This window comes from Streptomyces sp. NPDC032822 (assembly GCF_055578825.1).
In genome coordinates, this window is record NZ_JBVIOL010000005.1 from 1 (window position 1) to 19616 (window position 19616).

Here is a 19616-nt window from a genome sequence, read left to right on the forward strand (position 1 = left end):
TTCCCCCCTCTTTGTGTCCCCCTCCCCCCCCCCCCCCCTTCCGATCCTTCTATTGTGACCCCCTCCCCCTGCTCCACACCCTGGCTCCCTCGCGCCCCCCGGGGGGGGGGGGCCCCCCCCCGCGACGGTCGTGGTGTGCCGGTCCGGTCAGGCGAGCTTCGCGGACAGGGTGATCGGTACGGCCTTCAGGGCCTGGCTGACGGGGCAGTTGGCCTTGGCGTCCTCGGCCGCGGCGACGAAGCCGTCCTCGTCCAGCCCGGGCACCGTGCCCTCGACGGTGAGGTGGATGCCCGTGATGCCCTCACCCGGCTGGAACGTGACGTCCGCGGAGGTGAGGAGCTTGGTGGGCGGGGTGCCGGCGCCGGCCAGGCCGTGCGAGAGGGCCATGGAGAAGCAGCTGGAGTGGGCGGCGGCGATCAGCTCCTCGGGGCTGGTCTTGCCGTTCGCCTGCTCGGCTCGCGACGGCCACGACACCGGCTGCGGGCCGATGCCGGAGGAGTCGAAGGTGACGACTCCGTTGCCCTCTAGCAGGTTGCCTTCCCAGACGGTGTGTGCGGAGCGCGTGGTAGCCACGGTCAGTCCTTTCGTGTGGTCCCGGAACCGGTCCCGGGTTCCGGGGTGCGGACTCCATCCGATCACACTCCGCCTCAGCTCACCCGGAAGACCGGTCCTTGGGCGCCGAAGGGCAGGCGGGCGCCCTGCGGGATCAGGTAGGCGTGCTCGCGCCGCACCCGCAGGGCGTCGCACCAGCCGTCCGTGATCACCAGGAGCGGTGCGGTGGGCGGGAAGTCGTCGGCGCGGTGCAGTAGGTCGATGCCCGGCTGCAGAACGGTGCCGCCGCGGCCGTGCACCCGGACCCGGCCGGCGATGTCGGTGACCGGGAGGTAGCCGGCGTCGTGCGGGGCGGAGTCGCAGAACACGACCCGGGCGGCCGGTACGTCGCGGGCCTGGGCGTACGAGGCGATGGCGCCCAGCGCCTTGCCGAGCAGGACCCGGTCCATGGAGCCGGAGGTGTCGAGGACGACGCCGAAGGTGCAGCGGGCGATCTCCTCGGGCGGGAAGTACCGTCCGGCGCGCGGGATGTCGGGGGTGGCCGCCTGCCGGCGGGAGGGGCGGGCGTAGGACCGTACCGGCTGCGGGCCGGGGACGAACTCGTCGAACCAGCGGGCGAGTCGGGCGTCCCAGGGCAGCGGCGGATGGCTGAGGGCGCGGATCTCCTCGATCAGGCCGCCGGGCAGGAAGCCGCGTTCCTGCTGCTGGTGCAGGTCGAGGCCGCGGGCCAGGCCGCGCCGGTAGAGCCCGTCGAGGTCCGCGCAGTCGCCGGGGGTGCCGAGCGGGCCGCCGAGGATGTCGCCGACGCCCTTGCCGCGCAGGGTGGCCAGGCGGCGGGTGCGGCGCAGGTCCCGGGTGACGCGGTCGTAGACCTCCTCCGCGGACAGACCGGTCAGTTCCGGGTCGTGGAGCAGGCCCTCGGGCATGGTGCCGACCTGCATCTCGCCCAGCCAGCCGTTGATGACGTAGTCGCAGGCCACGTTGAAGAGGAAGGGGTCGCGGGTGCCGCGGCGGTCGCCGTGGCGCAGGGCGGCGTGCAGCATCTCGTGGGCGAGGACGAAACGCCATTCCTCGTCGTCGAGCCGGCACAGCGGATTGACGTAGATCTCGCCCGCCTCGGCGTCGACCGCGGCGACGGAGATGCCGTGGGCGCGGGCGAGTTCGGCGTCGGCGACGAGGGTGATGCCGGCCGCGATGCCGCCGAGCAGCGGGTAGGAGGAGACGAACCAGCTCAGGGCCCGTTCCCAGGGGTGCAGCCGGGTCGGGCCGCCGGTCATGGCGTCGCGGCGACCGCCGGCCAGGTCCAGGGCGGTGGACATGGTGCGGGTCAGGGCGTGCGCGAAGGCGAGCTGCCAGTCCGGGGGCCGGCCCCTCCAGCGGGTCCACGGCAGGAGGAGCTGGTCGGGCTCGCCGGCCGCCGTACCGCAGTGTTCGTAGGCGCCCGGGACGCCGTCGCGGCGCCAGCGCGCGGCGAGTTGCTCCTCGTCGCCGTCCGGGTACGACGTGGGCAGGCCGTCGGGGGCACGCCCGACGGGCGAGGTCAGCAGGAAGCGGTTGACGACCGCGCAGCGGGCGGCGAGGTCGGGGCGGTCGGGCTGGTCGCGCCCGCCCTCGGCGGCGGGGACGTGTCCGAAGCCCAGGTGGATGAGGGCGTGCGCGACGGCCCAGGCCCATTCGGCGGGTTCGGCACGGCGGGTGGGGTGCAGGTGCACACTGCCGTTGGAGTCGACGCGGGCGAGGCCGTTCCCCAGGGCGTTCGGGCACTTCTCGTCCCGGCAGAACCTGGCCTCGATCGCGGCGAGTGCGGGGTTGGCCCACACCAGCCGCAGTCCGTCGGCGCAGGCCTCGGCGGCGGGGTCCTTCCTGGTCGCGGTCTGCTTGCGGCCGCGGCTCATCCACCGGCCTCCGCCCGCTCGCCGCCGCCCGGCCTCATCGCCGTGCCTCCACCAGCCTGGGCATGTCCCGGGCCGCCTCGATGAGGAACCAGGCGGGCAGGACGGGGTGGCCGTCGGGGTCGGAGGCGATGACGTTCTGCGCGATCTCGACGGAGATCTCGGCGAGTTGGACGAGCAGCGACTTGGCGCGGTAGGCGGTCTGGCGGCCGTTCGCCGACATGTGGTCCTTGCTGACGGGCAGTTCCTTGACGAGACGGCCGCGGAACGACTCGGCGAGGTAGTAGAGCAGGTCACGGTCCTCGGGGCGGCCGGGCCAGCGGGCGTCGCCCTTGAGGATGGCCTCGATGCCGAAGCGGCTGCGCACGATCTTGGCGTAGCCGCAGAACGCGGTGGCGTGCGCGGGTGTCAGCGTGCCGTGCGCGAGGATCTTCAGGGTGTCCTCGTCGAGGTCCGGGCCGAAGGAGTGCAGGGCGTCGGAGAGCATGTGCCAGGAGCGGGGGGTGGAGAAGGGCTCCTCGGTCTTGGGGGGTTTGGACCACAGGTGGTCGGGCCGGTCGGTGAGGTGGTCCAGGATCCACGGGTGGATGCCGTTGCCCGCGGCCCAGGCGAGCCAGTCCTTCGCGGAGGCCTCCAGGTGCACGTGCGTGAGGCGGTTGACGAGCGCGGAGGCGAGCGGCCGGGCCAGGGCGTTGTCGGTGGCGCGGTTGCCGGCGCCGATGACGATGGAACCCGCCGGGAGTTCGTAGGAGCCGATCCGGCGGTCCAGGATGAGGGAGTAGAACGCCTTCTGCACATCCGGTGTGGCCGCGTTCAGTTCGTCCAGGAAGAGGCAGTACGGCTCGTCGCGGGCGATGCTCTCCGGCGGGCAGAAAACGGAGCGTCCGTCGCGGATCTGGGGGACGCCGACGAGGTCCTCGGGGGCGAGCTGGGTACCGAGCAGGCTCACGCACTCCAGGCCCAGCGAGTCGGCGAACTCCCTTACCAGGGAGGACTTTCCGATGCCGGGGGCGCCCCAGACGAAGACCGGCCGCACGGTGGCGAGGCCGAGCAGCAACTCCGGGATACGGGAGGGCGTGACGGTGACGGCTGCCTGCAAGTGACGGCTCCTGGGGCGTGTTCGGGAAGGACGCGCAGGTGTGCGACGTCCGGTACCGCCAGTGTGGGCGCGGGGGCCCGCGGGCGCAGCCCATTTTCCGCGGGGCCGCCGCCGGTGCCGTACCACCGGCGGCGCCCAAGGAGGGGGCGGGCGGGGTGACCTGAATGTGCCCTGGGCAAACCCGCGCGCCGGTGGCACCGTGAGCGTCAACCTCCGTGGGCACCGCTTCCTTCGTTCCTGGGGGTACGGGAGAAGCGGCGGAGGTGTGGGTTCAGGCGGCGCGTCGGTCCCGGCGCGCCGCCAGTGGTACCTGGGGGCCGTCCGTCTCGCGCAGCCAGCGGCGCAGCACCCGGTGGATGTGCTCGGCGCCGACGATGTCCGTGCCGTCCTCGACGGGTGCGGACAGGGCGAGCGGCGACAGCAGGAAGGGCTTGGCCTGGGCGCCGCCGAGGCCGCCGTGCGAGCCGATCTGCTCCTCGAAGGCGAGGACCTCGCCCTCGGCGGGGTCGTACCAGGAGTTGACCATGATGTCGGCGGTGTGCGGGAAGGAGTGCGTGCGGCGGACGACGTCGGCGGCGCCGGGCCCGAAGTCGGCGAGCGGGCCGGGGTTGTCGTCGAGTGCGTCGAGGGGGATCTCGACGCCGAACGGGCCGAGGACGAGCCCGCCGTGCCGTTCGCTGCGCACCAGCAGGAAGCCGATGCCGGGATGGTTGGCGAGGGTGGTCAGCAGGGCGGGGTGGCGGGCGTCGATCTCCTCCTTGCTCATGCGGTGCGGCACGTCGGGGAAGGAGACCAGGCCCAGGTTGCCGGAGGCCAGCACGATCGGCTCCGCGCGGCGGGAGGGGCGGTACTGTTCGGCGCCCTCCTCGACGGGTCTGCGCAGGGCGGCGCGGACGGCGGAGCGGGCCTCGGCGCCGCTGTGGGTACGGCGCGCCCGGCGCGGCACGGGCAGTCCGCAGCCGGCCCGGACCAGGTCGCCGAGGGTGAGGCCGTAGCGGTTGCGGAAGGTCTCGCCGGGGCTCTGGCCGTGGTCGGAGAGGACGACGACGCGGTAGGGACGCGGGGCGTGTTCGGCGACGTTCTCGATCAGGGCGAGGGAGCGGTCGAGGCGTTCGAGGACCTTGGCGGCGTCGCGGCTGGTCGGCCCGGAGTGGTGGGCCACTTCGTCGTAGGCGACGAGGTCGGCGTAGACGGCGGTGCGGCCGGCGAGCATGTCGCCGGTCACCGCGGCGACGACGACATCGCGTTCGACGACGGTCGCGAAGGCGCGGATCAAGGGGTAGAGGCCGCCGCGGCCGACCCGTGGGCGGACCTTGCGGGCGCGGGAGCGGCCGGACTGGCCGATCTCGCGGCCGACCTCGGCGATGAAGGACATCGCGGTGCGCACGACGTTGGCCGGGTCGGAGAAGTAGGCGAAGTAGCCGGCCCGGGAGCGGGTCTCCCTGCTGCGACGGCGGGTGGCGATGGACAGCACGAGGGCCTGTTCGTCGGCGCCACCGGAGAAGAGGTTGCCGCGGCTGGCACCGTCGGCGCCGAGCAGTCCGCCGTCGCCGGTGGCCTCGACGGCCCGGCGCTGGAGTTCGGCGGCGCTGGTCGGCCGGTTGCAGACCATGACCTCGCGGCGGTCCTTCTCGTACCAGCGGAAGGCGGGCACGTCGTGGTTGCTGCCGTGCAGGATGCCGAGCTGGCTGGCGCCGGTCTGGCTGGACCAGTCGGTGCGCCAGGGGGTGAGCCGGTGGGTGACTCTGCCGCGGACGCCGACGGTCTCCTCACCGTGGCCGAGCCAGCGGGCGACGGTGGGCATCAGTCCGCGCCCGACGGCGTCGAGCAGGACGTCGTGGCCGACGCCGTCGAGCTGCATGAAGACCGTGCCCGGGCTGGACGGGCAGGCCGGGCCGCGGCCTCTGCGGCGGCGGTCGGCGAGCCGGTACAGGCGGCGCCGGTAGGCGTCGTCGTCGCGCACGGCCAGCGCGGCACCGGTGGCGGAGGCGACCGCGGACATCACGGCGGCGACCACGACCGCGGTCTCGGGGGCGGCGTCGCCCCGCTCGGCCGGGTTCAGGCGCAGCGCGATCAGCAGGAGCCCGCCGTTGAGGAAGAACACCAGCAGGCCGAGGACCAGCGCGGGCACGAGCAGCAGCAGCCGGACGAGAAGCGGCCAGACGAGCGCGGACAGCAGACCGAAGGCGCCGGCGCCGAACGCGGCGGTGACGGCGATCCGGGTGGCGCTGTCGCCGCCGGCGGACTGGATCCGGAAGTCCGGCAGGATGCCCGCCAGGACGAGCATGGTGAGCGTGGAGACGACCCACACGGCGACGCTCCGCCCGATCTGACTGGCGACCCGCCGCCAACGCCCCGCACGCACGCCCCGTACACCTCACGTCCCGGCCCGTCATCGGTGCGGGCGCGGGGTCAGCCTGCCATACGGTCCTGGTCGGGCGACTGCGCGAGGTGTCGCCGACGACCTTTCGAACAGGTGCCCAAGGTGTCGCTAGCGGCCGTCGTAGCCGGCCGTCGGCATCGACAGCCGCCGGTGCACGCTGGCCTTCATCTGGGCGTCGTACGAGGGCTCGGCGCGGCCCACGGTCTCGACCCGCACCCCGCGCCGCAGGCACTCGGCGGTGAACTCGTCGACGGACGCCAGGGCGCTCCGCAGGACGCGCAGGCTGGGCGCGACGAAGACGTCCCGGCCGGAGCGGATGCCGTCCCACAGGACGCAGTGGTCGGGGCGGAGTCCGCGGACGAGGAGTTCCCGGGTGACGACGTAGCCCCGCTCGGCGGCCCAGCGGGCGCACATCGCGTGCTGGCTGCGGGAGTCCACCAGGAAGGGATCGTCGTCGAGCTCCTCCAGCGGCGTCAGGCTGGCGATCGCCGTGACCCGCAACGGCGCCCGCGTGCCCGGCGCACCGAGAACCTCTCCCATGGAGTCCCCCTCACCTCCGCGTTTCGCCGCCGACCCTACTCCTGCCCGTAGGCTTCGGGGAGTCGCGCGAAGGAGGCAAAGAGGTGCCGGTGGAGATCACCTGGTGGGGCCACGCCACCTGCACGGTCACGGATTCGGACGTACGTGTGCTCACCGACCCTCTGTTCGCCCGCCGCCTCGCCCATCTGCGCCGGCGCCGCGGGGCGGTCCCGCCGCCCGACGCCCGCCGTGCGGACGTGGCGCTGGTGTCCCACCTGCACGCCGACCACCTGCACGTTCCCTCGCTGGCCGGCCTCGCCCCGGGCACGCGCCTGCTCGTGCCCCGGGGCGCACACCGGGCGGTGCCGGGGCTGCGCCGGCTCACCGATCTCCGGGTGAGCGAGGTGGCGCCCGGCGACGAGACGCGGATCGATGACCTGGTGGTACGGGCCGTGCCGGCCCGGCACGACGGCCGGCGGCTGCCACTGGGTCCGCACCACTCCCCCGCGCTCGGCTTCGTCGTGGAGGGCGAGGGCCGCACCTACTTCGCCGGGGACACCGGCCTCTTCGACGAGATGGCCGAGGAGGTCGGGCCGGTCGACGTCGCGCTGCTGCCGGTGGGCGGCTGGGGTCCGTATCTCGGTGAGGGGCATCTGGACGCGGGGCGGGCCGCCGAGGCGCTGGCCCGGCTGGCGCCGCGCAGTGCGGTGCCGATGCACTACGGCACCTACTGGCCGATCGGGATGGACGCCGTGCGCCCGCACGAGTTCCACGCGCCGGGCGAGGAGTTCGTGCGCCTGGCGGCCGAGCGGGCGCCGCGGGTCGCGGTGCACCGGCTGGGGCACGGGGAGAGCGTGCGGCTGGAGGTCGCCCGGTGAGCTGGCTCGCCGCCGCCTCGACGGGCGTGACACCGGCGTCCACCCAGCAGGCGATCGGGTATCCGACGCTGTTCGTGCTGGTGCTGCTGGGCGCGCTGGTCCCGGTGGTGCCGACGGGGGCGCTGGTGAGTTCGGCGGCCGTGGTGGCCGTTCACCAGACGGCGCCGCTCTCGCTGGCCCTGGTGTTCGTGACCGCCTCGGCCGCCGCGTTCCTCGGTGACATGGCCCTGTACTGGCTGGGGCGGCGCGGCATGAAGTCGAAGAACGGCTCGCGCTGGCTGGAGGCGATCCGCTCGCGGGCTCCCGAGGACCGGCTCACGCAGGCGCAGGAGAAGCTGGCCGACCACGGGGTGGCGGTCCTGGTGCTGTCCCGGCTGATGCCGGCCGGGCGGATCCCGGTGATGCTGGCCTGTCTGCTGGCGAAGTGGCCGATGCGCCGTTTCGCCCGCGGCAACCTGCCGGCCTGTCTGGCCTGGGCGGTGACGTACCAGCTGATCGGGATCCTCGGGGGTTCGCTGTTCAGCGAGCCCTGGGAGGGTGTGGTCGCGGCGGTCGCGCTGACCGTGGTGATCAGCGCGACGCCGAGTCTGTGGAAGCGGATCCGGCGGTCCTCGACCGCCTGACCTGGCGCACGTGCACCTTCCGGCGCCTAGCCGAGCACGCGTGAGCCTCCCACCGGCAGGTCCCACAGGTCCTCCCGGCCCAGGCCGGCCTGCTCCCAGGCCGCGCGGACCCGGGTGAGTGGTTCGAGCACCGGCTCCGCGGACAGCACGAACGTCGCCCAGTGCATGGGTGCCATCCGCCGTGCCCCGAGATCCCGCGCCGCGCGGACCGCCTCCTCCGGGTCGCAGTGGACGTCGCTGAGCCACCAGCGGGGATCGTAGGCGCCGATGGGGAGCAGGGCGAGGTCGATGCCGGGGTAGCGCTGTCCGATGCGGGCGAACCAGTGGCCGTAGCCGGTGTCGCCCGCGAAGTAGAGGCGCTGTCCGTCGGGGGCGGTGAGGACCCAGCCGCCCCAGAGGCTGCGGCAGGTGTCGGTGAGGGAGCGCTTGGACCAGTGGTGGGCGGGCACGAAGTCGAGGCGGACGCCGTTCAGTTCGGCCGCCTCCCACCAGTCCAGCTCGGTGACGTGGGTGAACCGGCGGCGGCGGAACCAGCGGGCGAGGCCGGCCGGCACGAACACCGGGGTGTCGCGCGGGAGTCGGCGCAGGGTGGGGGCGTCCAGGTGGTCGTAGTGGTTGTGGCTGATGACGACGGCGTCGACGGCCGGCAGGGCGCTCCAGGGGATGCCGACGGGGGTGATGCGGGCGGGGGTGCCGAGGATGCGGCGGGACCAGACCGGGTCGGTGAGGACGGTCAGGCCGCCGATCCGCACCACCCAACTGGCGTGCCCCGCCCAGGAGACGGCGATCGTGCGCGCGTCCACGGCGGGCAGCGGGGCCGGGGCGAAGGGGAGCCGGGGGATGTCCGCGAGACCTTCCCGGCCGGGGCGGACGGAGCCTTCGCGGGCGAAGCGGGCCATGGACTTCAGGTCGGGCAGCGGGGCGGTCAGCCGGTCGTGGAAGGACCGCGGCCACACCCGGCGCTCGCCGAGCGGTCTGGGGGCCGCCAGGGGGACGAAGGACGAAGGGGAAGTGGCGGAGGAGGCGGGGTCCGCGGGGGCGGCGGGGTCCGCGGGGTCCTGGGCGGGCGTGCTCGTGGTCGACTCGGACTGCTGCGTCATCGAGGAGGCTCCCGTCGCTGGGCGTCGTCGCGGAGATCGTCGAAGACCGATTCCAGATGGATCAACGCGCGTTGCACGTGTGGCAGTTCCAACGGCGAGGGGGAGGCGAGGCATTCCGCGCGTTCCTCGTCCGTGTCGCCCAGCAGCGGGCCGGTGGACAGCCGCACGCGCAGGGCTCCGAGGTCGTCGCCGAAGCGGTGGCCGCCGGGCGCGGGCATGCCGAGCCGGGCGGTGAGGAAGTCCTCCAGTTCCTGGGCGTCGCCGACCCCGTGTCCGGTGAGCGCGGGCCGCAGCGGGTCGAGGTCGACGTAGAGGTGCCGGCCGGCCCGCGGGGGCCGGGCCATGGCGCCGGCCCGGACGACGGCGGTGTGGGCGGCGGCGGCCACACGCGCGTGCAGGCGTACGGCGGCCTCGACGCGGGCGGTCACCGGCTCGGGTTCCGTCAGGGCGTACGCGGCGGCGACGGCGACCGGGGCGGCGACGCGGGCGCCGAGCGCGGTGAGGATGTCGAGCACCCGCGCGTGGAGGGCCTCGCCGGCCGCGCCCTCGGGGAAGCGGGCGACGGCGGCCGGCCAGCCGGTCGGCAGCAGGGCGCCGGCCAGGTCGGTGACGACGGTGACCTTCCCGGGGAGCATCTCGGCGGGGCTGAGCAGCACGGTGTCCCGCGGGGCGTGCAGGGTGTCGCGCCAGGTCTCGTCGCCGACCAGGTGCAGGCCCTCCCCCGCGGCGGCCTCCAGCGTCTCGTGCAGCAGTTCGGGCGGGGCCACGGTGCCGGTCGGGTCGTCGGCGACGGACAGCACCAGCAGACGCGGATCGCCGCCCTCCGCCCGGACCCGGCGGACGGTCTCCAGGAGGGCGTACGAATCGGGGACCCCGCCGCACTCCGGCGGGGTCGCCACGTGGAAGGCGGGTCTTCCCAACAGGCGTGCGTACGGCGCCCACCAGGGGGCGCAGGGCCGCGGCACCAGGACGTCCCCGCCGAGGGCGGCGGTCAGCGCGAGCAGCAGCGAGGGCGAGCCGGGGGCGGCGACCGCACGGCCGGGTCCGGTGGGCAGGCCCCGGCGGTCCCAGTAGCCGCACGCGGCCTCCAGGAGGGCGGTGCCGCCGCCGACCGGTTCGCTGCCGGGGCGGCCGGCCGCCGAGGCGAGCGCGGCGGACAGCTCGGGCAGCACGGGCAGCCCGTCCTCGGGAAGCGGTGGCCCGAAGCGGACGGGGCCGTGACCCTCCGGGGCCGTCCGCGGCATGCGTACCTCCGGGGTGGGGGTTGTTCGGGTGCCGTTGGTGATCTGTCGCTGTCGGTGCCGGTGTCCTGGGCGCTCGCCCGGTGTGTGCGGTGACCCCCGCGGGTCGTGCGGTACGGGTGGTGCCCTCGGGCTGTCCGTATCCGGGGGACGCGGTGGCATGAGCGTCGATGGGGGTTGTTCCGGTCACACGGCGGTGGCACGGCCCTTGCGGCGCAGCCGGTACACGGCGCCGCCGGCCGCGCCCGCGATCAGCAGACCACCGGCGACCAGGGCGGGGACGGAGTCGGTGAAGGTGCCGCCCTCGCCCGCGCGCACCCCGCGCTGGATGACCGCGCCGGCGCAGGAGTCGGCGTGCGGTTCGGTGCAGGGGCGACCGGTGGCGCAGGAGGTGCCGTGCGACTCGGTGCACGGCCTGCCGCCGCCCCGGGTGACCGTGAAGGTGGCGCTCCACTGCTTGCCCTGCCCGCCGCGCGCTCCCGGGCAGGTGCCGTCGACGGTCCAGGCGGAGTCCTTGCCGACCGTGTCCACGCCGTCCTCGACGTTCCGCGCGGGGGCGATCTTCGCGGTGCCGCTGTAGGCGGGGCCGGAGATGTCGTTGTCGTTGCCGAGGACCAGCCGCAGCCGGACGGTGCCCGCCTCGAAGGCCTGGGAGGTGGCGTCGACGCTGTCGGGCGGGGAGCCTCCGGTCGGATCGCAGGAGACGGAGACGGTCACGCTGTCGCCCGGGGAGACGCTGCTCGGGCTGACCTCGGCGGCCGGCTCCGCGAGGGCCGCCGGTGCGGCGATGCCCAGGACGGCAGTGGCCAGGGCGGCGACGGACAGGGCACGGGCGCTGCGGCGCATGGGGAGGGCTCCTTCGGCCGACGGCTGCGGGGGCACGACCGCCGTGCCCCCGCGTCCATCACAGCCCGCCCACCGCCCGGGCGCGCGCGGCCGGACACCATTCGCGGGACGGGAACCGCCGAGCGGGTGACATCGCACGCAGGCCCGGGACGCACGCAGGCCCGGGACGCACGCAGGCCCGGGACGCACGCAGGCCCGGTACGCACGCAGGCCCGGGACGCACGCAGGCCCGGTACGCACGCAGGCCCGGGACGCACGCAGGCCCGGTACGCACGCAGGCCCGGTACGCACGCAGGCCCGGTACGCACGCAGGCCGCCGGCCCTCAAGGGCCGGGCGGCCGACACGCGCTCAGGCAGCCGCGTCCCGCATCACCTGTTCGCGCACCCGCCCGCAGCACCGGTTGATCAGCCGGGACACGTGCATCTGCGAGATGCCCAGCTGCTCGGCGATCCGGCTCTGCGTCATGTCGCCGAAGAACCGCATGTAGAGGATCGCCCGCTCGCGTTCGGGCAGGGCGGCCAGGCGGGGCCTGACAGCCTCGCGGTCCACCACCGTGTCGAGGGCGGAGTCGGGCGAGCCGAGGGTGTCGCTGAGCGAGTAGCCGTCCGCGCTGCCGGGCAGCTCCGCGTCCAGGGACAGCGCGGTGAAGCTCTCCAGGGCCGCCAGGCCCACCCGCACGTCGTCCTCGCTGATCTGCGCGTGCGCGGCGATCTCCGCGTCCGTGGGCGCGCGGCCCGGGATGGTCTGCGACAGGTCCTGGGTGGCGCGACGGACCCGGTTGCGCAGGTCCTGGACACGGCGCGGCACGTGCAGGGTCCACATGTGGTCGCGGAAGTGCCGTTTGATCTCACCGGTGATGGTGGGGACGGCGTAGCTCTCGAAGGCGTTGCCGAGTGCGGGGTCGTAGCGGTCGACGGCCTTGACCAGGCCGAGGGCGGCGACCTGGCGCAGGTCGTCGAGGCTCTCGCCACGGTTGCGGAAGCGGCCCGCGAGGCGGTCGGCCATGGGCAGCCACGCCTCGACGAGCTGTCCGCGCAGGGCCTCCCGCCGAGGGCCGGCGGGAAGTCCGGCGAGTTCGCGGAACGCCTCCGCCGTGTCGGGTGCGTCGTCGTGCGGGTGGCGCTTCTTCGGGGTGTTCGCAGCGGTCGCGGTGTTCGGGGTGGTCGCGGTGTTCGCCATGGTGCGTCGCATCTCCCTGGAGGGGCGCTCTGGGATGGACGGTCACCGTGGGGAGGAGCGTCTGTGGTCCGGACAGACGCGGCCGTGGCGGCGTCTCGCCGCTCCCACGGACGTGCCTCCGGTCCGAAGCACTGTCAGTGCGCCTGCCCCCGGCCCCCGGGGGCAAACACTTGAGCGGCGGTCGGATCAGATGCCGACGTAGGCCGCGAGATGCTCACCGGTGAGGGTGGAGCGGGCGGCCACGAGGTCGGCGGGGGCGCCCTCGTAGACGATCCTGCCGCCGTCGTGGCCGGCGCCGGGGCCGAGGTCGATGATCCAGTCCGCGTGGGCCATCACCGCCTGGTGGTGCTCGATGACGACGACCGACTTGCCGGAGTCGACCAACCGGTCGAGCAGACCGAGCAGTTGCTCGACGTCGGCGAGGTGCAGGCCGGTGGTCGGCTCGTCCAGGACGTACACACCGCCCTTGTCGCCCATGTGCGTGGCCAGCTTGAGCCGCTGCCGCTCGCCGCCGGAGAGCGTGGTGAGGGGCTGGCCGATGGTGAGGTAGCCGAGTCCGACGTCGGCGAGCCGCTGGAGGATCCGGTGCGCGGCCGGGGTGTGCGCCTCCCCGGCGCCGAAGAACTCCTCGGCCTCGGTCACCGGCATCGCGAGCACCTCGCTGATGTCCCGGCCGCCGAGGCGGTACTCCAGCACCGACGCGTCGAACCGCTTGCCTCCGCAGTCCTCGCAGGTGGTGGCGGTGCCGGCCATGATTCCCAGGTCGCTGTAGATGACACCGGCGCCGTTGCAGCTCGGGCAGGCGCCCTCGGAGTTGGCGCTGAACAGCGCCGGCTTCACGTCGTTGGCCTTGGCGAACGCCTTGCGGATCGGTTCGAGCAGTCCGGTGTACGTCGCCGGGTTGCTGCGTCGTGAGCCGCGGATCGGGCTCTGGTCGATCGACACCACGCCCTGATCGGTGGGGATGGACCCGTGCACCAGTGAGCTCTTGCCGGAGCCGGCGACGCCGGTGATGACGGTGAGCACCCCGAGCGGGATGTCGACGTCGACATCCCGCAGGTTGTTCGCCTTCGCGCCGCGGATCTCCAGCGCGCCGGTCGACTTGCGCACCTCGTCCTTGAGGGAGGCCCGGTCGCCGAGGTGGCGGCCGGTGATGGTGTCGCCGGCCTTCAGTCCTTCGACGGTGCCCTCGAAGCAGACGGTGCCGCCCGCCGTACCGGCGCCGGGTCCGAGGTCGACGACGTGGTCGGCGATCGCGATCACCTCCGGCTTGTGCTCCACGACGAGAACGGTGTTGCCCTTGTCCCGCAGTTGCAGCAGCAGCTGGTTCATCCGCTGGATGTCGTGCGGGTGCAGTCCCACGGTGGGCTCGTCGAAGACGTAGGTGACGTCGGTGAGCGAGGAGCCGAGGTGGCGGATCATCTTGACGCGCTGTGCCTCGCCGCCGGAGAGCGTGCCCGAGGCCCGGTCGAGCGAGAGATAGCCGAGACCGATCTCCACGAAGGAGTCGAGGGTCTGCCGCAGCGCGGTGAGCAGGGGCGCCACCGACGGTTCCTCGACGCCGCGGACCCACTCGGCCAGATCCCTGATCTCCATCGCGCAGGCGTCGGCGATGCTCTTCCGGTTGATCTTCGAGGACCTTGCGCCCTCGGTCAGCCGGGTGCCGTCGCACTCGGGGCAGGTGGCGAAGGTGACCGCCCGCTCCACGAACGCCCGGATGTGCGGCTGCATCGCCTCCTTGTCCTTGGACAGGAACGACTTCTGGATCTTGGGGATCAGCCCTTCGTAGGTGAGGTTGACGCCGTTGACCTTCACCTTGGTCGGCTCGCCGTAGAGGAAGGCCTGCATCTCCTTCTTGGTGAACGTGCGGATCGGCTTGTTGGGGTCGAGGAAGCCCGACTGGGCGTAGAGACCCACGGTCCACTGGCTGTCCGACTTCCAGCCGGGGATGGTGAACGCGCCCTCGGCGAGCGACTTGGAGTCGTCGTAGAGCTGGGTGAGGTCGATGTCGGAGACCTTGCCCCGGCCCTCGCAGCGGGTGCACATGCCGCCGGTGCGGTTGAAGGTCGCCTTCACGGTCTTGGTCTTGTCGGCCCCGCGCTCGACGGTGATGCCGCCGCTCGCCCGGACCGAGGCGGTGTTGAAGGAGTACGCGCTGGGCGGGCCGATGTGGGGCTTGCCGAGCCGGCTGAAGAGGATGCGCAGCATCGCGTTGGCGTCGGTGGCGGTGCCGACCGTGGAGCGGGGGTCGCCGCCCATCCGCTGCTGGTCGACGGTGATCGCGGTCGTCAGCCCGTCGAGTACGTCGACCTCCGGCCGCGCCGTCGTCGGCATGAAGCCCTGCAGGAAGGCGCTGTACGTCTCGTTGATCAGCCGCTTCGACTCCGCGGCGATGGTGTCGAACACCAGGGAGCTCTTGCCCGAGCCGGAGACGCCCGTGAACACCGTGAGCCGCCGTTTCGGGATCTCGATGCTGACGTCCTTCAGGTTGTTCTCGCGCGCGCCGTGCACGCGGATCATGTCGTGGCTGTCGGCATCGTGCGGCGCGGGCGGCTGCGCGCCCGTCCTCGTGGCCCTGCTCATGGTGTCTCCCTCCGTCGGACGGGACCTGCTGCGCGGTCTCCGTCGGCGTCACCTGGCTCGATCCAACCAGCGCCGCAGCGGTACGTCCGGCTTTTTTCGCGCGGAACGGGTCAGCGGACCTGTTGGATGCGGACCAGGTCGCCCGCCCGGTCGCGGAAGGCGCGGTCGCGGACACCGTACGGCCGGCCGGTCGGCTTGCGGACGACCTCGGCGCCGCCGCCCCGGACCCGGTCGAAGGTGGCGTCGGCGTCGGGGGTGGCCAGGCGGATGCCGGCGTAGGTGCCCTTGGCGATCGTCCCGGCGGCGGTGCGGCGCTCCTCGTCGGTGACGTCCGGGTCGGCGACCGCCGGACGCGGCACGACGGACGTGCCGGGCCGGTCGGCGGGGCCGACCGTGATCCGGCGCAGCCCCGCGCGGCCGACGTCGTCCTTCACCCCGAAGCCGAGGCTGTCCCGGGAGAAGGACGGGGTGGCGTCCGGGTCGTCGTGCGGCAGGAGGCTCGCGTGCGTGCTGATGTCCATGGCCGTCACGCTAGCCGCGGCCCCCTGAGCGCGCTTCTCGATTCCTGACCGGTCCGGCCACCGGGTCCGGCGGGTGTGCCGGTCGTCCCCGCGATCGTGCCGTGCGGGCGCCGGGCGGTTCGGTGTCCCGGGTCCGGGCCTCGGTCAGACCGTCGGGGTGGGCGGGACGACGGCCGGCTCGTACCGGCCGGCGTCCTCCTCGGGCAGCAGCAGCTCCTCGTACCGGCCAAGGGCCAGCACCACGCCGAGCATGAGGAACGGGATGAGCACAGCGAGTACCGCCATGGCCTGTCCTTTTTCAGGAAGGTGCGCGCGATCCGGAAGTGTGCGCGGGTTTCGGGAAGGTGCGCGGAGTGCAGGGCCGGGTCTCCCGGTATCCACGGCGCAAACCCCGTGTCGGTGTCCGGTCCTCGGGTACGCGGGTGCCCATCCGAAGGATCTGGAGGGAGACATGCAGCGAGGCAGCGACCGGTTGAGCGTGCACCGCGACGAAGAGATGAAGCACGAACTGCAGGGCCTGCTGAGGTCCGGCCACCCCACGCGGAGCGAGGAGTGGAACGACCCGGAGCCGACCGCCGACGACGATCCGGAGATCTGGGGCGGGCCGGTGGCACCGGGCCGGACCGGCACTCCGCTGGAGACGCTCCGGCTGGAACTGGCCCGGATACTGGGCCGCAGCTCGTTCCCGGCGACCTCCGTGGACCTGGCGCGCACCTTGCGCGACCAGCACGCCCCCGACCCCCTCGTCACCGCGGTGGAGCGACTGCCCCACGAGGAGACCTACGCGACCGCTCGGGAACTGGCCGAGTCACTGACCCGGCGGGAGGGCCCCTGATGGCGGCCGGCCTCGTCAAGGGCGTCATGACGCCCGGCGTGGTCGCCGTGCGCCCCGGTGCCTCGATCGCCGAAGCCGCGCGGCTGATGCGCGACCAGGACATCGGCGACGTCCTGGTCGCCGACGGCCGGCACGTCGTCGGCATACTCACCGACCGGGACATCACGGTCCGGGCGGTGGCGCGGGACGCCGATCCGCTGACGACGAGCGCCGGGTCCGTGTGCACACCGGATCCGGTGGTGGTCGCCCCGGACGATCCGGTGCAGACGGCGGCAGCGCTGATGCGTACGCACGGCGTACGGCGGCTGCCGGTCGTCGAGAACGGGCTGCCGGTGGGGATGGTGACCCTCACCGATCTCACCGACCTCATCGAGGTCGCCAAGAGCGACGAACCGGGCCCGCCGGCGCACCGGTTCTTCGAGAAAGGCTGACGAACATCATGCGCATCGCATTTCTGACCGCACCCGAAGGCGTGGAGCAGATCGAGCTGACCGAGCCGTGGCAGGCGGCGAAGGCCGCGGGCCACGAACCCGTGCTGGTGTCGACCGCGGCCGGGGAGATCCAGGCGTTCGACCACCTCGACAAGGCGGACACGTTCCCCGTGGACGAGGTCGTCGGGGAGGCGTCGGCCGACGCGTTCGGCGGGCTGGTCCTGCCGGGCGGGGTGGCCAACCCCGACCTCCTGCGGGCGGACGAGAAGGCCGTGGCGTTCGTACGGGACTTCTTCACCCGGGGCCGCCCGGTGGCCGCGATCTGCCACGCCCCGTGGACGCTCGTGGAGGCGGACGTCGTACGGGGCCGGGTCCTGACCTCCTGGCCGAGCCTGCGGACCGACATCCGCAACGCGGGCGGCACCTGGGTGGACGAGCAGGTCAGGATCTGTGACCACGGTCCCAACAAGCTGGTCACCAGCCGCAGGCCGGACGACCTGAAGGTGTTCTGCGAGGCGTTCCTCGACGTGTTCGCCCAGCAGGCCGCCTGACCGGGGCGAGCACCGGCACTCCGGGCGCGCGAGCCCGCCTCAGCGCGCCCGTTCCACCCGTCGTTCGTCCCACACCGGTTCGGTCGTCTCCCGTACCCGGCCGTCGCTGCCGAAGACCAGGTAGCGGTCGAAGGAGCGGGCGAACCAGCGGTCGTGGGTGACGGAGAGGACCGTCCCGTCGAAGGCCTCCAGGCCTTCCTGGAGGGCTTCGGCGGATTCCAGGTCGAGGTTGTCGGTGGGCTCGTCCAGGAGCAGCGCGGTGACGCCCTGGAGTTCCAGCAGCAGGATCTGGAAGCGGGCCTGCTGGCCGCCGGAGAGCCGGTCGAAGCTCTGCTCGGCCTGGCCGGTCAGCTCGTAGCGGCGCAGCCGGGACATGGCGGCCCCCTGGTTCTGCGCGTGCTCCTTCCACAGGATGTCCAGGAGCGTACGGCCCCGCAGTTCGGGGTGGGCGTGCGTCTGGGCGAAGTGCCCGGGCACCACGCGCGCCCCGAGCTTCCACTCACCGGTGTGCGTGACCTCGTCGCCGGCCAGCAGCCGCAGGAAGTGCGACTTGCCGGAGCCGTTGGAACCGAGGACGGCGACCCGTTCGCCGTAGAAGACCTCCAGATCGAAGGGCTTCATCAGGCCGGTGAGTTCAAGTGCCTTGCAGGTGACGGCCCGTACCCCGGTCCGGCCGCCCTTGAGCCGCATCTTGATGTCCTGCTCGCGGGGCGGCTCCGGCGGCGGTCCGGCCTCCTCGAACTTGCGCAGCCGGGTCTGCGCGGCCTGGTAGCGGGACGCCAACTCGTGGCTGATGGAGGCCGCCTGACGGAGGTTCAGGACGAGCTTCTTCAGCTGGGCGTGCTTCTCGTCCCAGCGGCGGCGCAACTCCTCGAAGCGGGCGAAGCGTTCGCGCCTCGCCTGGTGGTAGGTGCCGAAGCCGGCGCCGTGCACCCAGGCGTCGGCGCCCGCGGGCGAGGGTTCGACGGAGACGATCTTCTCGGCGGCGCGGGCGAGGAGTTCGCGGTCGTGGGAGACGAACAGCACCGTCTTGCGGGTCTCCTTCAGCCGCTCCTCCAGCCAGCGCTTGCCGGGCACGTCGAGGTAGTTGTCGGGCTCGTCGAGCAGCAGCACCTCGTCGGTGCCGCGCAGCAGCGCCTCCAGGACCAGCCGCTTCTGCTCGCCGCCGGACAGGGTGCGCACCTCCCGGAACTGTGCCGTGTCGTAGGGCACGCCCAGCGCGGCCATGGTGCACATGTCCCACAGCGTCTCGGACTCGTAGCCGCGCGCCTCGGCCCAGTCGGAGAGGGCCTGCGCGTACTGCAGTTGGGCGGCCTCGTCGTCGACGGTCATGATCGCGTGCTCGGCCTTGTCGACGGCCCGCGCGGCCTCCTGGATACGGGGCGGCGCGACCGAGACGAGGAGGTCCCGGACGGTCGTCTCGTCCCGGACGGATCCCACGAACTGGCGCATCACGCCGAGTCCGCCGCTCACGGTGACGGTCCCGCCGTGCGGTTTGAGTTCGCCGGAGATCAGCCGCAGCAGGGTCGTCTTGCCGGCGCCGTTGGGTCCGACGAGGGCCACGACGGCCCCTTCGCCCACCCGGAAGGAGACGTCGCCGAGCAGCGCCCTCCCGTCGGGGAGGTCGTACTCGAGATGTGCCGCTTCCAGATGTCCCATGAGGCCGCATTGTGCGGGCCGCGGGTCGGGCCGGGCAAACCGATAACGTGCCGTCGGCCGCTCAGGCCGGGTCGACGGGCCGGCCCGCGGGACCGCTGCCGCGCGCGGGGGCGACCAGGGCGCCCGCCCAGGACAGGGCTTTCCAGCCGTCCGCGGGCGAGCCCTCCAGGATCACCACGCCGGTGTTCTGCAGCGGGCGGGCGGCGGCGAAGGACACGTCGACGTTGTCGGCGCGGGCGGCGGCCCACATCCGGATCGCCGCTCCGTGGCCGACCATGGCGACGGCCGCGGCGCCGCTCCGCGCGGCCTCGGCGATCACGGCGTCGAGGCGGGCCAGGGCCTCGGTCCCGCTCTCGCCGCCCGGCATGCGCCGCTCCGTGTCGCCGGCCGACCAGGCGAACACCGTCTCCAGGTAGGTGCGGCCGTGCTCCGAGTCGCCGGGCAGCAGTTCCAGGTCGCCCGCGGCCAGTTCCCGGATGCCGTCGCGGATGTGCACGTCGAGGCCGCGGGCGGCGGCCAGCGGGGCGGCGGTGAGCTGGGTGCGGACCAGGGTGGAGGCGTACAGCGCCTCGATGTCCTCGTCGGCGAGGGCCTCGGGCAGGGCGGCGGCCTGGCGCTCGCCGAGCTCGGTGAGACCGGGGCCCGGGACGGCGGTGTCGAGCAGGAACCGCACGTTGTTGGGGGTCTGGCCATGACGGATGAGCAGCAGACGCATGAGGTCTT

Annotated in this window: 19 protein-coding genes; 5 read left to right on the top strand and 14 right to left on the bottom strand. The window is 73.5% G+C overall.

Features of this window, described 5'->3' with window-relative positions:
- Positions 1 to 147: 147 nt before the first annotated feature.
- The 5 genes from ACZ5VD_RS15640 to ACZ5VD_RS15660 all read right to left on the bottom strand — a co-directional run bounded on the left by ACZ5VD_RS15640 (position 148) and on the right by ACZ5VD_RS15660 (position 6466).
- Positions 148 to 573, bottom strand: coding sequence for an OsmC family protein (locus tag ACZ5VD_RS15640; protein WP_468547859.1), 426 nt, complete (start codon positions 571 to 573; stop codon positions 148 to 150).
- Between the two features lie 74 nt (positions 574 to 647).
- Positions 648 to 2447: a vWA domain-containing protein gene (locus tag ACZ5VD_RS15645; protein ID WP_468547860.1), complete on the bottom strand. Its 1800-nt coding sequence runs from the start codon at positions 2445 to 2447 to the stop codon at positions 648 to 650.
- 34 nt (positions 2448 to 2481) lie between these two features.
- Positions 2482 to 3543, bottom strand: coding sequence for an ATP-binding protein (locus ACZ5VD_RS15650; protein WP_468682505.1), 1062 nt, complete (start codon positions 3541 to 3543; stop codon positions 2482 to 2484).
- Positions 3544 to 3814: 271 nt separating this feature from the next.
- Entirely contained in the window at positions 3815 to 5908 is a 2094-nt protein-coding gene (locus tag ACZ5VD_RS15655) for a phage holin family protein (RefSeq protein ID WP_468682506.1), read from the bottom strand.
- Between the two features lie 126 nt (positions 5909 to 6034).
- The gene (locus ACZ5VD_RS15660; RefSeq protein ID WP_468547863.1) at positions 6035 to 6466 is read right to left on the bottom strand and encodes a hypothetical protein; all 432 of its coding nucleotides are present in this window, start codon (positions 6464 to 6466) and stop codon (positions 6035 to 6037) included.
- Positions 6467 to 6549: 83 nt separating this feature from the next.
- On the opposite strand from ACZ5VD_RS15660, the gene ACZ5VD_RS15665 reads away from it, so the two are divergent.
- Both ACZ5VD_RS15665 and ACZ5VD_RS15670 read left to right on the top strand, forming a co-directional pair.
- A complete protein-coding gene (locus ACZ5VD_RS15665) occupies positions 6550 to 7323 on the top strand; it encodes an MBL fold metallo-hydrolase (protein WP_468682507.1) in 774 nt (257 codons plus the stop codon).
- The gene (locus ACZ5VD_RS15670; RefSeq protein ID WP_468547865.1) at positions 7320 to 7946 is read left to right on the top strand and encodes a DedA family protein; all 627 of its coding nucleotides are present in this window, start codon (positions 7320 to 7322) and stop codon (positions 7944 to 7946) included. The genes ACZ5VD_RS15665 and ACZ5VD_RS15670 overlap by 4 nt, the downstream gene beginning before the upstream one ends.
- 26 nt (positions 7947 to 7972) lie before the next feature.
- Here ACZ5VD_RS15670 and ACZ5VD_RS15675 read toward each other — a convergent pair whose 3' ends face one another.
- The 7 genes from ACZ5VD_RS15675 to ACZ5VD_RS15705 form a co-directional block, all read right to left on the bottom strand.
- On the bottom strand, positions 7973 to 9046 hold the full coding sequence (locus tag ACZ5VD_RS15675; RefSeq protein ID WP_468682508.1) for an MBL fold metallo-hydrolase: 1074 nt from the start codon (positions 9044 to 9046) through the stop codon (positions 7973 to 7975).
- Positions 9043 to 10290, bottom strand: a complete 1248-nt coding sequence (locus tag ACZ5VD_RS15680) for an aminotransferase class I/II-fold pyridoxal phosphate-dependent enzyme (RefSeq protein WP_468682509.1) — start codon at positions 10288 to 10290, stop codon at positions 9043 to 9045. The genes ACZ5VD_RS15675 and ACZ5VD_RS15680 overlap by 4 nt, the downstream gene beginning before the upstream one ends.
- A gap of 183 nt (positions 10291 to 10473) precedes the next feature.
- The gene (locus ACZ5VD_RS15685; RefSeq protein ID WP_468682510.1) at positions 10474 to 11133 is read right to left on the bottom strand and encodes a hypothetical protein; all 660 of its coding nucleotides are present in this window, start codon (positions 11131 to 11133) and stop codon (positions 10474 to 10476) included.
- 349 nt (positions 11134 to 11482) lie between these two features.
- Positions 11483 to 12313 carry an RNA polymerase sigma factor SigF gene (locus tag ACZ5VD_RS15690; RefSeq protein ID WP_468547869.1) on the bottom strand — a complete coding sequence of 277 codons (831 nt, stop codon included), beginning with the start codon at positions 12311 to 12313 and terminating at the stop codon, positions 11483 to 11485.
- Between the two features lie 186 nt (positions 12314 to 12499).
- Positions 12500 to 14896, bottom strand: coding sequence for an ATP-binding cassette domain-containing protein (locus ACZ5VD_RS15695; protein WP_468682511.1), 2397 nt, complete (start codon positions 14894 to 14896; stop codon positions 12500 to 12502).
- A 110-nt stretch (positions 14897 to 15006) separates the two neighbouring features.
- Positions 15007 to 15417 carry a VOC family protein gene (locus tag ACZ5VD_RS15700; RefSeq protein ID WP_468682512.1) on the bottom strand — a complete coding sequence of 137 codons (411 nt, stop codon included), beginning with the start codon at positions 15415 to 15417 and terminating at the stop codon, positions 15007 to 15009.
- Between the two features lie 144 nt (positions 15418 to 15561).
- The gene (locus ACZ5VD_RS15705; RefSeq protein ID WP_468547872.1) at positions 15562 to 15702 is read right to left on the bottom strand and encodes a hypothetical protein; all 141 of its coding nucleotides are present in this window, start codon (positions 15700 to 15702) and stop codon (positions 15562 to 15564) included.
- Positions 15703 to 15868: 166 nt separating this feature from the next.
- On the opposite strand from ACZ5VD_RS15705, the gene ACZ5VD_RS15710 reads away from it, so the two are divergent.
- Genes ACZ5VD_RS15710 through ACZ5VD_RS15720 form a run of 3 tightly spaced genes read left to right on the top strand, consistent with a single transcriptional unit; the run spans position 15869 to position 17234 of the window.
- Positions 15869 to 16252 carry a DUF2795 domain-containing protein gene (locus ACZ5VD_RS15710; RefSeq protein ID WP_468682513.1) on the top strand — a complete coding sequence of 128 codons (384 nt, stop codon included), beginning with the start codon at positions 15869 to 15871 and terminating at the stop codon, positions 16250 to 16252.
- Positions 16252 to 16683, top strand: a complete 432-nt coding sequence (locus ACZ5VD_RS15715; protein WP_468547874.1) for a CBS domain-containing protein — start codon at positions 16252 to 16254, stop codon at positions 16681 to 16683. Before ACZ5VD_RS15710 ends, ACZ5VD_RS15715 begins: the two co-directional genes overlap by 1 nt.
- 8 nt (positions 16684 to 16691) lie before the next feature.
- Entirely contained in the window at positions 16692 to 17234 is a 543-nt protein-coding gene (locus ACZ5VD_RS15720) for a type 1 glutamine amidotransferase domain-containing protein (protein WP_468682514.1), read from the top strand.
- 39 nt (positions 17235 to 17273) lie between these two features.
- On the opposite strand, the gene ACZ5VD_RS15725 is transcribed toward ACZ5VD_RS15720, so the two are convergent.
- Entirely contained in the window at positions 17274 to 18893 is a 1620-nt protein-coding gene (locus tag ACZ5VD_RS15725) for an ABC-F family ATP-binding cassette domain-containing protein (RefSeq protein ID WP_468547875.1), read from the bottom strand.
- A gap of 61 nt (positions 18894 to 18954) precedes the next feature.
- Positions 18955 to 19608, bottom strand: coding sequence for a histidine phosphatase family protein (locus tag ACZ5VD_RS15730; RefSeq protein ID WP_468682515.1), 654 nt, complete (start codon positions 19606 to 19608; stop codon positions 18955 to 18957).
- Positions 19609 to 19616: the final 8 nt, after the last annotated feature.

Coding starts and splice junctions, on each gene's coding strand:
- ACZ5VD_RS15645 (WP_468547860.1), bottom strand. CDS start 2,447: ATGAGCCGCGGCCGCAAGCAGACCGCGACCAGGAAGGACCCCGCCGCC.
- ACZ5VD_RS15660 (WP_468547863.1), bottom strand. CDS start 6,466: ATGGGAGAGGTTCTCGGTGCGCCGGGCACGCGGGCGCCGTTGCGGGTC.
- ACZ5VD_RS15675 (WP_468682508.1), bottom strand. CDS start 9,046: ATGACGCAGCAGTCCGAGTCGACCACGAGCACGCCCGCCCAGGACCCC.
- ACZ5VD_RS15680 (WP_468682509.1), bottom strand. CDS start 10,290: ATGCCGCGGACGGCCCCGGAGGGTCACGGCCCCGTCCGCTTCGGGCCA.
- ACZ5VD_RS15685 (WP_468682510.1), bottom strand. CDS start 11,133: ATGCGCCGCAGCGCCCGTGCCCTGTCCGTCGCCGCCCTGGCCACTGCC.
- ACZ5VD_RS15690 (WP_468547869.1), bottom strand. CDS start 12,313: ATGGCGAACACCGCGACCACCCCGAACACCGCGACCGCTGCGAACACC.
- ACZ5VD_RS15695 (WP_468682511.1), bottom strand. CDS start 14,896: ATGAGCAGGGCCACGAGGACGGGCGCGCAGCCGCCCGCGCCGCACGAT.
- ACZ5VD_RS15700 (WP_468682512.1), bottom strand. CDS start 15,417: ATGGACATCAGCACGCACGCGAGCCTCCTGCCGCACGACGACCCGGAC.
- ACZ5VD_RS15705 (WP_468547872.1), bottom strand. CDS start 15,702: ATGGCGGTACTCGCTGTGCTCATCCCGTTCCTCATGCTCGGCGTGGTG.
- ACZ5VD_RS15710 (WP_468682513.1), top strand. CDS start 15,869: ATGCAGCGAGGCAGCGACCGGTTGAGCGTGCACCGCGACGAAGAGATG.
- ACZ5VD_RS15715 (WP_468547874.1), top strand. CDS start 16,252: ATGGCGGCCGGCCTCGTCAAGGGCGTCATGACGCCCGGCGTGGTCGCC.
- ACZ5VD_RS15720 (WP_468682514.1), top strand. CDS start 16,692: ATGCGCATCGCATTTCTGACCGCACCCGAAGGCGTGGAGCAGATCGAG.
- ACZ5VD_RS15725 (WP_468547875.1), bottom strand. CDS start 18,893: ATGGGACATCTGGAAGCGGCACATCTCGAGTACGACCTCCCCGACGGG.
- ACZ5VD_RS15730 (WP_468682515.1), bottom strand. CDS start 19,608: ATGCGTCTGCTGCTCATCCGTCATGGCCAGACCCCCAACAACGTGCGG.